This window comes from Pontibacter sp. MBLB2868, assembly GCF_051904785.1.
Lineage (GTDB): Bacteria > Bacteroidota > Bacteroidia > Cytophagales > Hymenobacteraceae > Pontibacter.
Genome location: NZ_CP196710.1, coordinates 470,610 through 484,534, shown reverse-complemented (window position 1 = coordinate 484,534; position 13,925 = coordinate 470,610). Strand labels below are relative to the sequence as shown.

The window sequence follows — 13,925 nt, the reverse complement described above, 5'->3', positions numbered from 1 at the left end:
AATTCTCCTGCTCTTAATGAGTTAATAACTTTGTTTATTGTCTATGTCGTCTGATAAGAAACCTTTGATCATCTGGAACAAGCCGCCGTTGCTTTCCTTGGCTACCTTCTGAGCTGGTTTCTGATATTCATTTTGCTCCGGCGTATCAGAATAACCGGCTGCAAGTTGATCAATAGACTGATAACCGGCCAGCACGAGACCCACGCTAGTGGCGTACATCGGGCTCTTCACAGCATCAATCTTTGACTTACCCAGGTGCTCATTCGGATAACCGATACGGGTATCCATACCTGTAATGTATTCTACTAATTGCACCAGGTTCTGTAGTTGTGCACCTCCACCTGTAATTACTATACCGGCGGCAAGGTTGTTAGCATACCCAGAACGTACAATCTCTGCATATACCAGCTCAACAATTTCTTCCATTCTTGCCTCAATAATGTAGGCAAGGTTCTTCAACGATATTTCTTTCGGTGTACGATCTCTTAAACCAGGAATCGAAACGATCTCATTCTCAGAGGCTTCGTCGGCAATAGCTTTACCAAACTTAACTTTAAGTTGCTCGGCCTGATTTTGCATTACCATGCACCCTTGCTTAATATCGGAAGTTATTATGTTACCTCCAAATGGCAGAACTGCTGTATGGCGTATTATATTGTCTTTGAAGATCGCTAAATCTGTTGTTCCGCCTCCTATATCAACCAGTGCCACACCGGCTTCTTTCTCCTCGTCACTAAGCACCGACATGCAGGATGCAAGTGGTTCCAGGATCAGGTTCTCTACTGTTAAACCGGCACGCGTAGCACATTTGTTAATGTTATTGATGGCATTAGACTGTGCAGTGATGATGTGAAAGTTCCCTTCCAGACGCACCCCTGACATACCAACCGGATCTACAATGCCTTCTTCAAAGTCTACCTTATACTCCTGTGGCATCACGTGGATGATCTCGCTTCCCGGTGGTGTAACCAAACGGTACATATCATTGGTCAGGCGGTTTACGTCTGCCACTGTAATCTCATGGTCTGTCACCTGGCGCGTTATACTGCCATTGTGCTGCAGGCTTTTGATATGCTGCCCGGCAATCCCCACGTTCACTACGCCAATGTTAATACCAGATTGTTCCTCGGCCTGACGGATCGCTTTTTTGATAGCTTCTACCGTCTTATCGATATTGCTTACGATTCCGCGCACCACCCCTTCGGATGCTGCCTTGCCCATGCCCAGTATCTCGAGCTTCCCAAACTCATTCTTCCGACCAACAAGTGCGCAAACTTTGGTTGTGCCAATGTCCAAGCCTACTACTATTTTGTCGTTTTGCATATCCTTTATATTATTCACAAATAATCTGATCTTCGTACTCTACATTTACCCTTTTATATTTGTCCCAGCCCATCACAGGCAGCACTTCTTTATAAAAGATCATCAGTTTCCTGAATTTCGCTTCTACCTCCGTAGGCTTTCCAAACTCTATCGTGTGCTCTCCAACCTGAGGTAAAAATGACACTTTCCCTTTGCCATCAATGTGCATTTGGGCAATTTGCGCCTTCCAAAACTGATCGTTTTCAATAAACTTCAGCAAAGAAAGGTAATCCTCCCCCGTTGAGTCCTGAAAGAACCCATTATCAAGGGACTTAATTAAAGCCGATTTAGTGACTGGTATTACACGAGCGGTGTATCTGTCAGAAAGGGGAAGGGTATGCCCTTCCACATCAATGTATACATCTTGATCTGGTCGTATAATTCTTGCAATAGGCCTGTTTTGTTTTACTTTAACATGAATGTTCCCGTCTAAGCCCCTGAAAACTTCCGCATCATTCACAAACTTATTAGCTTCAATGCGTTTTTCAAGGTTCTTCAGGTCGATATTGTGGTTCGGCAAGCCTTCTAAGTTCCGCTCTCCTTCGCGTGTTAAAAGGTCTCTTACTTCCTTATCCCCAATAAAGTAATTGTTGTACTCATTATCAACTTTTATTGTCACTTTTTTACAGATTTTTTCACTTTGCCTAGAAGAAGCAAAACCTGCAAGTGCGCCGATTGATACGATGCTACAACCTGCAAAAATTAAAGATTTTATTTTACTATTCAAGCCCATGACGTTCTTTTTCTAAAAAAAATTTAATAGGCTTAACAAGTGTATCAATATCTCCTGCTCCCACAGTAGCCAGTACGTCAAAATCGCCGTTTTTAAAGAGATTTGCTATTATATTTTCTTTTTGCAATATCTCCTTTACATCACAATTCACCTGCTTTAAAATCATCTCTGATGTCACCCCCGGGATAGGTTTTTCACGCGCCGGATAGATATCCAGCAGCACCAGTTCATCTGCCTTGCTGAGGCTCTCTGCAAACTCCTCTGCAAAGTCTCTGGTACGGGTGTACAGGTGTGGTTGAAATAGTACCTTAATCCGCTTGTTTGGGTATAAAGCCCGCAGCGAAGCCATAAAAGCTTCTATCTCTTTTGGATGGTGTGCATAGTCATCGATATACACGATACCTCCACCCTCATACACAAATTCAAAACGCCTTTTAACTCCTGCAAATGTCTCAACCCCGGAAGCTACTTTATCCGGCTCTACACCCATTGCCTGGGCTACAAGTATAGCCGCCAGGGTGTTCTCTACATTATGGAAACCTGGCAACCCAAGACGAAGTGAGGCTATGTTATTGAAAGGGCTTACAGCATCAAACTCAAACCAGCGGCCATTGATAGTTAGATTCTGAACATGCGCTTCTCCATTGTTAAGGCTATACCTGATAACTTTTACCCCTTCCTGTATTAAATTAGTTAAAGACGGATCGGTATCTTCGTGCAGGAAGAGGTATCCACCCGGCTTCACCTGGCTAATGAACCGCTGAAAAGTACGTATCAGTTCCGCCCTGTCACCATAAATATCCAAATGATCTGGGTCTGCGGAAGTTACAATTGCAATTTCAGGAAACAGTGTCAGAAACGACCTGTCATACTCGTCTGCCTCTACCACAATCACTTCCTTTTCCACGCTCCCTTTGCCAACCAGCAGGTTTGAGTTCAGGTTGGTAGAAATACCACCCAGGAAAGCTGAGCAATCCACACCTGCATGATGCAGCAAATGGGTAACGATGGATGACGTTGTCGTTTTACCATGCGTTCCTGCAACTGCTACGGTATAAGCTGCTGACGTGATGATACCCAAAACTTCTGAGCGCTTTTTTATGGTATAGCCCTGTTCTTTCAGGTAAGCCCATTCTGTATGTTCTGCGGGTATGGCTGGCGTTAACACAACCAATGTCTGCGCTTTATTCTGCAGGATCTCCTGCGGCAGCAGGCTTACGTTATCCTCGTAATGCACCTTTATCCCCTCCTGCTCCAAAGCTTCGCACAGGGGCGTACGTGTTTTATCGTAACCCCATACAGGGTAGCCCTTCGCATTGAACCAGCGGGCAATAGCACTCATTCCGATGCCACCGATGCCTAAGAAATAGATATATGTATAATCCTCTAGTTTCACCTGATCAGTTTTATTAGCTCGTTCACAATATCCGCAGCGGCATTTGGCTTGGCCATTTTAAGTATGTTTTTACACAAGCGCTGCTGCTCTTCTTCATCCTTTGCCAGTGTTAACACAGCATCTATCAGTTCTTTCTGTGCATCTATGTCTCGCACCAGTATGGCTGCATGCTGCTGTACAAGCGCCATCGCATTTTTGGTCTGATGATCTTCAGCCACGTTTGGCGAAGGTACCAGTATACAAGGCTTACCAGCCAATGACAACTCTGAAATAGACAGGGCCCCGGCTCTGGAAATAACCACATCGGCAGCTGCATACGCCAGGTCCATGCGCTTTATAAAGTCGAATACTTTAACGCCCTTAACTGCATACTTTTCTCCTTGTGCCTGTGCTTCCTCAAAAAAGGCTTTGCCTGTCTGCCACACAAGCTGATAACCGGCCTCCACTATCTGCTGTAGCCCAGCTGCAATACTTTTGTTTATGGTTCGGGCTCCCAGGCTACCACCTATTATAAGTATTGTTTTCTTGTCCTTCTGTAATCCAAAGTGGGCCAGCGCCTCTTCCCGCTTGGAATTACTATCCATGATATCGCTCCGAACCGGATTTCCGGTAAGCACCAATTTCTCTGCCGGGAAAAAAGCCTCCATGTTCGGATAAGCAACACATACTTTATTAACTCGCTTAGCCAGCAATTTATTGGTAATGCCGGCATAAGAATTCTGCTCCTGGATAAGCGAAGGGATGTTGCGGGCGGTTGCCGCATACAATAAGGGTCCGCTTGCATACCCTCCTACACCTACTACCGCATCGGGTTTAAAATCTTTGATGATTTTATGTGAAGCGCGAATACTAGAGATCACTTTTATAGGAAAAGACAGGTTATCGATCGTTAGTCTTCGCTGTATTCCGCTTATCCAGAGTCCTACAATTTTATAGCCTGCCTCAGGCACGCGCGTCATTTCCATACGCCCTTTCGCTCCAACAAAAAGTATTTCTGTTGCAGGGTTCAATGCTTTCAGCTGGTTAGCAATAGCTACGGCCGGGTAAATATGCCCGCCGGTGCCGCCACCACTTATTATCACGCGATATGGTCTTTGCTTATCAGGCATTTACTGGTGATTTGACAGGTGAATTTACGATGCCCATCGCTTCTTGCTTCAATTGTTCATCATTGCGGCTTACACTCAATATGATTCCTAGAGAAATACCGGTAAAAATCAGTGAGGTACCTCCCATACTCAGCAAGGGCAATGGAAGACCGGTAATAGGGCCAAGCCCAACCGCTACTCCCATATTTATCATGCCTTGTATTACAAGACTAAAGCTCAGGCCCGCTGACAATAAACCAGCGAAGGCTCCATTGCTTTTCTGAACCGTAACAAGCCCACGGTACAGCAGGGCCAAGTATAAGAAGAGTACTGCAACACCTCCGATCAACCCGTACTCTTCGAGAATGATGGCATAGATAAAGTCTGAATAAGGGTGTGGAAGTATGTCGCGCTGATCACTGTTTCCAGGACCCTTGCCTACAATGCCTCCCGTAGCAATGGCTATGTAAGACTGTTCCAGCTGAAAAGCTGTTTTATCGGGATCCATGAAATCCTCTACCCGGCTTACGGCTGTATCCAATCGCTGCCCAAGTGCCAGTGCAGTACCTCCAACCACAATACCAATCAGCACCACAGAGGCCAGATACTTAAATGGCACCCGCCCGATAAACATCAATAACATGCATGTTAAGAAAAGCAGTACAGCTGTTGAAGTGTTTGTAAGAGCGATCAGACCGCATATAGCCACTGTCCAGACCATCATGGGTACCAGCGATTTCTTCCAGTTCTGCAGCTCCTGCTGCTTTTTAGATAACATACTTGCCAGGTATGAAATAAGGGCGAGTTTTGCCAGGTCGGAAGGCTGGAAGGTAAGCTCAATAACAGGAATGGTAACCCATCGGCTTGCCTCATTTATGTTAGAGCCAAAAAAGTAGGTAACTATCAGTAACGGGGCTGACAGTATGAGTGCCACCAGAGATAATTTGGAATAATACCGGTAATGCACCTTGTGAGCCACCCACATACAGCCGAGCCCTAACAGGATCAGGGATGAATGCTTGAAAAGAAAATACTCGGTGTTACCGTCCCTGTTTTTATAAGCAAGCGTACCCGTAGCAGAATACACTACTGCCACGCTTATCAGCGAGAAGGCGAACACAATCCCCCAAAGTACTGCATCCCCTTTCAGGTTCTGCTGTAACCATTCCTTTATCATAAACCTCTGGCTAAATCGGTTATGCTTGTTATTATCTCTTCAAAACTATTTTCTCTACAGCCTCCTTAAAGCGCTGTCCACGGTGTTCGTAATTGTTAAATAAATCGAAGCTGGCACATGCCGGCGACAGAAGTACCACATCTCCGGGGGTTGCCAACGAACGGCTCAGGCGAACGGCATACTCTATCGATGTTGTTTCCGCGATAATCGGTACAATTCTACCAAAAGCCTGCTTCAGTTTTTCATTATCCTTGCCCAGGCAAATCAAGACTTTTACTTTTTCACGCGCCAGCTCTGCCAGCGTGCTGTAGTCGTTGCCCTTGTCTACCCCTCCTGCTATCCAGATGATAGGCTGCTTTATACCTTCAAGTGCATACCAAACAGCTTCTACGTTGGTCGCCTTCGAATCATTTATATAAGTAACTTCCTTTGCTACTCCTACCTGTTGCAAGCGGTGTTCAGCATTTTCAAACGTCTCCAGGGCCTGCTCTACCTGCTCGTCTCCGATACCCATTAACTTGGCTATGGTAACAGCTGCCATGGTATTGTATTGGTTGTGCTTCCCGATCAGCCCTGATTTTGAGGTATCGATAATGCCTTCGTAAAATTTCTCTTCTACTTTTATGGCATCGCCTTCAAAGTATACTTTGGCTCCTTCTGCTTTTTGTAAGCTGAAAGGGATAGTAGTTCCGCCGAATACTTCTGATTTAAATGCTTTCTGGATGTTTTCATCATCCGCATTCAGCACAAAGAAGTCGGCACCTGTCATGTTCTGAGCAATGCGCAGTTTAGAGGCTGCATATTTCTCCATGCTATACCCGTACCTGTCCAGGTGATCTGGGGTGATATTGAGAAGCACGGCAATGTGCGCTTTAAACTGGTACATGTTGTCCAGCTGAAAGCTGCTCAGCTCCACTACATAATAATCGTATTCATTGTCGATCACTTTTTCTGCCAGGCTGTCACCAATGTTCCCTGCCAGACCAACATTCAGACCGGCATTTTTGAGCAGATGATAGGTAAGCAGTGTAGTTGTTGTTTTGCCGTTTGTACCTGTAATGCAGATAAACTTTGCATCCGTATACCTTCCTGCAAACTCTATTTCCGATATAACCGGAATATCCTTTTGGATAGCTTCCTGTATTATCGGTGCCTTGTCAGGGATACCAGGGCTTTTAATGATCTGGTCTGCTGCCAGAATACGATCAAAATTATGTGTTCCTTCTTCAAAAGGAATGGCAGCGGTCGCTAGCTTGGCTTTATACTTTTCTTTGATCTGCCCCATATCCGAGACAAAGACCTCCAGTCCCTTTGCCTGTGCCAGTAAGGCTGCCCCTACTCCACTTTCACCCGCTCCTAGTATCGCTATCTTCATCGTTTATCTTCTTTTTGATCAGCGTAATTTTAAAGTTGCCAATGTTAAAATAGCCAGCATGATTCCTACAATCCAGAACCTCCCCACAATCTTGGACTCATGGTAACCCAATTTCTGATAATGGTGATGCAACGGCGACATCTTAAAGATCCTTCGCCCCTCCCCATACTTCTTCTTGGTATACTTAAAATAACTGACCTGCAGCATCACGGACAGGTTCTCTATCAGGAAAATGCCACATAATATCGGGATCAAAAGTTCTTTCCGAACAATCAGTGCCAGTACAGCTATGATACCACCGATGGACAAGCTACCTGTATCGCCCATAAATACTTGCGCGGGGTACGTGTTGTACCACAAGAAACCGACACAAGCCCCCACAAAAGCCAGACAGAAAATGGCAAGCTCACCTGAGTTAGGGATAAACATAATATCCAGGTAATCCGCAAAAATGGTGTTACCGGACAGGTAGGCAAAAAATGCCAGTGTCATGCCAATAATTGCTGACGTACCTGCTGCTAATCCGTCGATACCATCTGTTATGTTCGCTCCATTTGACACCGCTGTAATCACCAGGATCACAAATGGTATGTACAAATAACAAGACCAGCCCTGGAACAACGGCCCGGCAAAAGAAAACAGATTGCAATAGTCCAGTTCGTTATTTTTCCGGAAAGGGATGGTAGTGATCATACTGTGCACATCCATCCATTTGCTGGAAGCGTTCACCGCTGAAGTAGTACCGTCAGAAAAAAGGTATTGACGCACAACCACATCATCGTTGAAGTATAGCGTCAGGCCAACAATTAGTCCCAGGCCAATTTGCCCCAGAATCTTAAAGCGGCCAGCCAACCCTTCTTTATTTTTCTTAAATACTTTTATGTAATCATCCAGGAAGCCAATCAAACCAAGCCATACGGTTGATACCAGCATCAGGATAATGTAAATATTATCCAGGCGGGCAAACAAAAGCGTTGGCACCAGGATTGCCAGAATAATGATCAGGCCACCCATGGTTGGAGTTCCTTTCTTCTCAAGCTGGCCGTCAAGCCCCAGGTCACGAATACTTTCGCCAACCTGCTTGCGCTGCAGCAACTTGATGAGCCTGCCTCCAAATATCATCGCTATTAACAGCGATACAAGTGTTGCCATACCTGCCCTGAAGGAGATGTATTGAAATACACCCGCTCCGATAAAATCGTATTCGCGGTCGAGGTATGTAAAAAGGTGATATAACATTTACTTGTTGTTCGGGTTCCTTTGGCTTATGGTTTAATATAAATTACTTGCCTAGTTGTTTAAACATCTCCTGAAGCACCTGCTTGTCATCAAAGCCATACTTAACGCCTTTGATTTCCTGATACGTCTCATGGCCTTTTCCTGCCACCAGGATAATATCATTGGGTTCGGCTAGCATGCAGGCTGTTTTTATGGCTTCCTTTCTATCCAGTACCGACAAAGTTTTTTTGAAGTCAAGAGGTTTTACACCTTTCTGCATATCTTCTAAAATAGCCTGCGGTTCTTCGAAACGAGGGTTATCTGAAGTAAGAATAACTTTGTCGCTGTAGCGGCAGGCAATGTCTGCCATCAGCGGGCGCTTTGCAGCGTCTCTATTTCCTCCACAACCAACCAGGGTTATTACTTTTTGAGTCGGGATACGGATCTGCTGTATAGTGCTTAGTACATTTTCAAGTGCATCCGGTGTGTGTGCATAATCCACGATACCTGTTATCTGTGAATCAGATACGATGTAATCGAAACGCCCGGCCGCAGAACTCAGGTTGGAAAGTACGGTTAGGGTTTCAACCGGGTCCTCGTCTAATAAAACAGCAACGGCATATGCGCCCAGCAGATTATAAGCATTGAAGGCTCCGATGAGTTTGCACCATATCTCATGTCCGTCCACTTCCATGTGAAGGCCCTGAATGGTATTGTCAATGATGCGTGCCTTAAACTCCACGGCTTTACGCAATGCAAAGTAATGCACGTCGGCCTTGGTATTCTGCACCATAACAGGACCACGCTTATCATCAGCGTTTATCAAAGCGAAAGCTCCTTTTGGCATTCCGTCAAAGAAAAGCTTCTTTGCTTTGATGTACTCATCAAACGTCTGGTGGTAGTCCAGGTGGTCATGGGTAATGTTTGTAAACAGTCCTCCGCTAAACTGCAGACCAGCTACTCGCTTCTGCACCATGGCATGCGAACTCACCTCCATAAAGCAGTAAGTGCAACCCGCTTTCACCATTTGTGCCAGCAGCTCATTCAGCTTTACTGCATCAGGCGTCGTGTGGGTAGATGGTATGATCTCTTCGTCAATCTGGTTCTGTACTGTTGAGAGCATGCCCACATGGTAGCCCAGCTCACGAAAAAGCTTGTGCAGCAAGGTAACAGAAGTTGTTTTTCCGTTTGTGCCTGTTACTCCTACCAGGTGCAGCTTTTGTGATGGATGCCCATAAAAAGCAGAAGCCATTTTGCCCAACGCATCTCCTGAATCAGGCACCTGCACATAAGTTATAGTTGGCTGCAGCGTTTCCGGCAGCTGCTCACATATAATTGCCGCCGCTTTTGCTTCTTCTGCTTTAGCAATAAAATCATGCCCATCCGTCTGCACGCCCCGTACTGCCACAAAAGCTACGCCCTCACGCACTTGTCGGGAGTCAAAAGTAATGGCATCAATGGCCACGTTCCCGTCGCCCTTTATCCCAAGTACCTCTACACCTTGTAATATATTTTGCAGCAAAGCCATTAGCTTAATACAATCGTTATTTTTGTGTTTTTAACTATATCAGTACCCGGTACCAACGACTGCTTCTGCACTCGCTTGCCGGCCCCCTGTACATGAACTTTAATGTGCTGATTACCCAGTATAAACAGGGCATCGCGTAGCGTCATACCTGTTACATCAGGCACTTTTTGATTTAAAACCGGATTTGGCTTAAACTCTAGTGAGCGTCGTTTCTGCTCCACTTTCACCCATTCCTCATCACTACCATTCGGATGGTTGCTGACCCCGATCATGTTGCAGATGTACGCCAAGTCCTCCTGGTTGCCAGCCGCGACACCCGGCATACTGTCTTTGTTAGGTGCTACTCGTGCGCGCAACGGTTTATGCATCGCCAGGTCACGGGCATAAGCTTTATCGGCCAGTTCTTTGAAAACCGGTGCAGCTACGTCGCCACCGTACACATTCACTCCCTGCGGACTATCAATGATCACGATACAGCTATACTTTGGATTATCTGCCGGGAAAAAACCTGCAAATGAAGTAGAATATTCCCTCACATAATGCCCGTCTTTCACTTTGCGCGCCGTACCTGTTTTACCGGCTACTTTATAGTCATTGCTATGAATGTTCTTTGCTGTACCATTTTCCACAACCCCTTCCAGCATGATCCTCAGTTTTTTCAGGGTCTCATCAGAACATATCTTTTCATTAAGCACACGCGTCTGAAAAGACTGTATCACTTTATCTGCTTTACGTATCTCTTTAACAATGATAGGCTGAACCTTTACTCCGTTGTTAGCTACAGCATTGTAAAAAGCCAGCGTCTGGAGTGGTGAGATCTTCATTTCATACCCGATGGCCATGGACGTTAAAGTTGTACCATACCAGTTTTTATCCTGTGGGCTCTTCATGTATGGCCGGGCTTCACCTTCCATCTGGAAACCAAGTGTAGTATTTAAACCAAACTTATTCAGATAATCCACATAAGCTGTCTGGTGATCGCTGAAGTACTGCTCCATGAGCTTGGCGACTCCAATATTAGAAGACTTTTCAAAGATCTGATGCACTGCCAGTTTCCCATAACCGCCATGTTTGGAATCAGACATGGTAGTGTTCTTGATCCGGTAAGTACCATCACCAGTATCGATGGTGTCTGTCAGGCTCACCTCAGGGTTATGCTCAAACAGAGCCATCATCGAAGCCAACTTAAAAGTAGACCCTGGTTCTGTACGTCCCTGGTTACCAACAGCATAGTTATAATCTTCGATATACCCCCCTTTTGTCTTCCCTAAGTTAGCCAAAGCCTTTATCTCACCCGTCTTTACCTCCATCAGTATTACGCACCCATATTCGGCATCGGTTTTTTCAAGAGCTTTGTAAAGGGCATTTTCAGCAACGTCCTGCAGGTTTATATCAATGGTCGTTTGTATGTCATATCCATGCTGAGGCTTTACCTCTGTTCCATCATAAATAGGCTTGTTGCCTCCTGCAATACGTTCAAAAAGTGCCTCCCCGTCAGTACCTGCCAGATCACTGTTAAAACTGAATTCCAGACCGGCTCCGTTTTTATCTTCGTTTATAAAGCCAATGGTACGCTCTGCCAGCAGCCCGAAAGGCTTGAAGCGTTTCTCTACTTTCTCGAATATTACCCCGCCTTTGTTCTTACCAGCCCTGAAAATAGGCCATTTTGCCATCATTTTCTTTTCCTGGTAATTGATCTGTCCACTGTTCAGGCGGATGTATCTTTTCCCGGAATGACGGGCGTTCTTGATCTTACGCTTGTAGTAATCCTCACTCTTATCCTGGTAAAACCGGGAGAGCAACAATGCCAGCGAATCAACGCCGGAGTTGAATAAGGCCGCGTCAGAAACCGTTGGGTCGAAAGCTACACGGTAAAATGGCAGTGAAGTTGCCAGGATGCTCCCGTTATCAGAATAAATGTTTCCGCGGGTAGCATACACAGGCTGGTAACGGATCCGGCGCTCCTTAGAGATTTTTTTCCAGCGGGCTCCGTCCATGAACTGTATGTATACTACTTTATACACAATAGCACATGCAAAAAGGCAGACAGCCAAAAAGGCTATCCGCACCCGGATCACTATGGATTTCTTAATATTCATCAGCCGGAACTATTACCTGGTAAGGGGGTGATGAACTTTCAATAAGACCCAGCGGCGCCACATTTCGCGCGACCTCCGATTGCTTGCTAGCCTCCATATAGTCAGATTTCAGCGTGGTATAGTCCGCACGCAGATCTTCTGTCTCTATTTTAATCTTATCAATTCTACGGATGGTTTTCTCGGCAAAGTGGGTATTACCGATGTAAAAGAGGGTGATAAGTGTCAGGTAAAGTATGTAGGGCAGGTACTTTAGCGGCACCCCCTCCTCAAACAACGCATCAACGTTGGCATACTTATCTAAAAACTTAAAAAGGCTGAAGCCTTTACGCTTCGGTTTCTCTGACTTCTGTTCTGGCTTCATGCGCACCGAGTTTGATCTTGGCGTGCCTGCTTGCTTAATCATAACGTTAGAAGCCATATTATTCAGTTATTTTAAAAGCTATTCACTAGCTCAATTAATCAATCATCTAATTTTCTTTTCTCCGCTATTCTGAGTTTTGCGCTTCTGGAGCGACTGTTTTCGAGCAGTTCCTGCTCTGATGGTACAATCGGTTTTCTTGTTACAGCATCCAGTGGCTTGATCTCATTCCCAAACAGATCCTTTTCCACCTCGCCAAAGAACTTACCCTTCGCAATAAAGTTCTTTACCAGCCTGTCTTCCAGTGAATGATAGGATATTACAACCAACCTGCCTCCGGGCTTAAGTACTTCTGCCGCCTGCTCCAACATCTCCTCCAGGGCCTTCATCTCATCGTTCACTTCAATACGGAGTGCCTGAAACACCTGCGCCAGATACTTATTCTCTTTCCCCTTCGGTGTGCACGAGCTTATGGCTTTCTTAAAATCACCTATTGACTGAAATGCGCCCCGTGCTCTCTTCTCCACGATCGTTCTGGCAAGGGTTCTGGCATTTTTTACCTCCCCGTAAATCCCGAACATGCGGTGCAGCTGTTCTTCAGAATATGTTTCTAACACTTCCTCTGCTGTCATACCAGCCTCGGCGTTCATTCGCATATCCAGAGGACCTTCAAAACGAGTAGAGAAGCCTCTTTCCGGAACATCAAACTGATGCGACGAAACTCCCAGGTCAGCCAGTATCCCATCTACCTCCTTCACTCGATACAGTCGCAGGTACTTTTTGAGGTCTCTGAAATTAGCTCGCACAAATTGAAAATTAGGGCTAGCTATTTTCTTCGACTGCTCTTCCGCATCTTTATCCTGGTCAAAACCATACAGCTTACCGGTTGTAAGCCTGCTCACGATGGAGGAGGAATGCCCGCCACCACCAAACGTTACGTCCACGTAAACACCATCTGGTTTAATTGCCAAAGCATCTACTGACTCCTCAAATAATACTGGGCGATGGTACTCCATTAGATCAAAGGCTCTTCTGCCGGTTTATCTCCTAAGAACTTCTGGGCAAGCTGAGAGAAATTCTGCTGGTCCTTGATCAGGAATTCTTCATACTGATCAGGGTTCCATATCTCTACCCGATTACCCAATCCTACCACAATAGCCTCTTTCTCTAGAGAAGCAAAGCGTGCCATTGTTTTTGGCACTATAAAGCGTCCAGCGCCATCCAGTTCTATCTCTGTGTTGCCACGAAAGAAGTTACGCTGAAAATGCCTGTACTCTTCATTAAACTCATTTAAGCCTGCTACCTTATCATAAATCACCTTCCACTCTGCCTTCGGGTACAATACCAGGCAAGGCTCAAAGCCCCGCATCAGCACAACATGATTACCAGATGCCTCCGGCAGATTGGTTTTTATCTTTGCAGGTAAAACCAACCTTCCCTTTGGGTCAATCTTGCACTCATATTCGCCAGAGAGGAAGTTCATAACAATAACAGTTTAGTCCGTATGGTATTCGGACTTTACAAATGTAGCGATTCAACGATTTCTCACAACCACTATCTACCACTTTTTACCACTTTGTGGATAAATTAT

The 13,925-nt window shown here is 45.5% G+C and carries 12 protein-coding genes; all 12 read right to left on the bottom strand.

Going from position 1 to position 13,925, the window contains the following annotated elements; all coding sequences use genetic code 11:
• Positions 1 to 21 precede the first annotated feature (21 nt).
• Entirely contained in the window at positions 22 to 1,323 is a 1,302-nt protein-coding gene (ftsA, locus tag ACSX1A_RS02100) for a cell division protein FtsA (RefSeq protein ID WP_439881957.1), read from the bottom strand.
• 10 nt (positions 1,324 to 1,333) lie between these two features.
• The gene (locus ACSX1A_RS02095) at positions 1,334 to 1,981 is read right to left on the bottom strand and encodes a cell division protein FtsQ/DivIB (RefSeq protein WP_439881956.1); all 648 of its coding nucleotides are present in this window, start codon (positions 1,979 to 1,981) and stop codon (positions 1,334 to 1,336) included.
• A 100-nt stretch (positions 1,982 to 2,081) separates the two neighbouring features.
• A complete protein-coding gene (gene murC, locus ACSX1A_RS02090) occupies positions 2,082 to 3,491 on the bottom strand; it encodes a UDP-N-acetylmuramate--L-alanine ligase (protein ID WP_439881955.1) in 1,410 nt (469 codons plus the stop codon).
• Positions 3,488 to 4,600, bottom strand: a complete 1,113-nt coding sequence (murG, locus tag ACSX1A_RS02085) for an undecaprenyldiphospho-muramoylpentapeptide beta-N-acetylglucosaminyltransferase (protein WP_439881954.1) — start codon at positions 4,598 to 4,600, stop codon at positions 3,488 to 3,490. The genes murC and murG overlap by 4 nt, the downstream gene beginning before the upstream one ends.
• Positions 4,593 to 5,756, bottom strand: coding sequence for an FtsW/RodA/SpoVE family cell cycle protein (locus tag ACSX1A_RS02080; RefSeq protein WP_439881953.1), 1,164 nt, complete (start codon positions 5,754 to 5,756; stop codon positions 4,593 to 4,595). Before ACSX1A_RS02080 ends, murG begins: the two co-directional genes overlap by 8 nt.
• 31 nt (positions 5,757 to 5,787) lie before the next feature.
• Positions 5,788 to 7,131 carry a UDP-N-acetylmuramoyl-L-alanine--D-glutamate ligase gene (murD, locus tag ACSX1A_RS02075; RefSeq protein ID WP_439881952.1) on the bottom strand — a complete coding sequence of 448 codons (1,344 nt, stop codon included), beginning with the start codon at positions 7,129 to 7,131 and terminating at the stop codon, positions 5,788 to 5,790.
• An 18-nt stretch (positions 7,132 to 7,149) separates the two neighbouring features.
• Complete coding sequence (mraY, locus tag ACSX1A_RS02070) at positions 7,150 to 8,370, bottom strand: phospho-N-acetylmuramoyl-pentapeptide-transferase (RefSeq protein WP_439881951.1); 1,221 nt, start codon at positions 8,368 to 8,370, stop codon at positions 7,150 to 7,152.
• 43 nt (positions 8,371 to 8,413) lie between these two features.
• A complete protein-coding gene (locus tag ACSX1A_RS02065; RefSeq protein ID WP_439881950.1) occupies positions 8,414 to 9,877 on the bottom strand; it encodes a UDP-N-acetylmuramoyl-L-alanyl-D-glutamate--2,6-diaminopimelate ligase in 1,464 nt (487 codons plus the stop codon).
• Positions 9,877 to 11,976: a penicillin-binding protein gene (locus ACSX1A_RS02060; RefSeq protein ID WP_439881949.1), complete on the bottom strand. Its 2,100-nt coding sequence runs from the start codon at positions 11,974 to 11,976 to the stop codon at positions 9,877 to 9,879. The genes ACSX1A_RS02065 and ACSX1A_RS02060 overlap by 1 nt, the downstream gene beginning before the upstream one ends.
• Positions 11,966 to 12,379: an FtsL-like putative cell division protein gene (locus ACSX1A_RS02055; protein WP_439881948.1), complete on the bottom strand. Its 414-nt coding sequence runs from the start codon at positions 12,377 to 12,379 to the stop codon at positions 11,966 to 11,968. The genes ACSX1A_RS02060 and ACSX1A_RS02055 overlap by 11 nt, the downstream gene beginning before the upstream one ends.
• 56 nt (positions 12,380 to 12,435) lie before the next feature.
• Complete coding sequence (gene rsmH / locus ACSX1A_RS02050) at positions 12,436 to 13,350, bottom strand: 16S rRNA (cytosine(1402)-N(4))-methyltransferase RsmH (protein WP_439881947.1); 915 nt, start codon at positions 13,348 to 13,350, stop codon at positions 12,436 to 12,438.
• Positions 13,350 to 13,817 carry a division/cell wall cluster transcriptional repressor MraZ gene (mraZ, locus tag ACSX1A_RS02045; RefSeq protein ID WP_439881946.1) on the bottom strand — a complete coding sequence of 156 codons (468 nt, stop codon included), beginning with the start codon at positions 13,815 to 13,817 and terminating at the stop codon, positions 13,350 to 13,352. The genes rsmH and mraZ overlap by 1 nt, the downstream gene beginning before the upstream one ends.
• Positions 13,818 to 13,925 lie beyond the last annotated feature (108 nt).

Excerpts from the sequence above, each read along its gene's own strand:
- ftsA (WP_439881957.1), bottom strand. The coding sequence starts at position 1,323 with ATGCAAAACGACAAAATAGTAGTAGGCTTGGACATTGGCACAACCAAA.
- murG (WP_439881954.1), bottom strand. The coding sequence starts at position 4,600 with ATGCCTGATAAGCAAAGACCATATCGCGTGATAATAAGTGGTGGCGGC.
- ACSX1A_RS02080 (WP_439881953.1), bottom strand. The coding sequence starts at position 5,756 with ATGATAAAGGAATGGTTACAGCAGAACCTGAAAGGGGATGCAGTACTT.
- murD (WP_439881952.1), bottom strand. The coding sequence starts at position 7,131 with ATGAAGATAGCGATACTAGGAGCGGGTGAAAGTGGAGTAGGGGCAGCC.
- mraY (WP_439881951.1), bottom strand. The coding sequence starts at position 8,370 with ATGTTATATCACCTTTTTACATACCTCGACCGCGAATACGATTTTATC.
- ACSX1A_RS02065 (WP_439881950.1), bottom strand. The coding sequence starts at position 9,877 with ATGGCTTTGCTGCAAAATATATTACAAGGTGTAGAGGTACTTGGGATA.
- ACSX1A_RS02060 (WP_439881949.1), bottom strand. The coding sequence starts at position 11,976 with ATGAATATTAAGAAATCCATAGTGATCCGGGTGCGGATAGCCTTTTTG.
- ACSX1A_RS02055 (WP_439881948.1), bottom strand. The coding sequence starts at position 12,379 with ATGATTAAGCAAGCAGGCACGCCAAGATCAAACTCGGTGCGCATGAAG.
- rsmH (WP_439881947.1), bottom strand. The coding sequence starts at position 13,350 with ATGGAGTACCATCGCCCAGTATTATTTGAGGAGTCAGTAGATGCTTTG.
- mraZ (WP_439881946.1), bottom strand. The coding sequence starts at position 13,817 with ATGAACTTCCTCTCTGGCGAATATGAGTGCAAGATTGACCCAAAGGGA.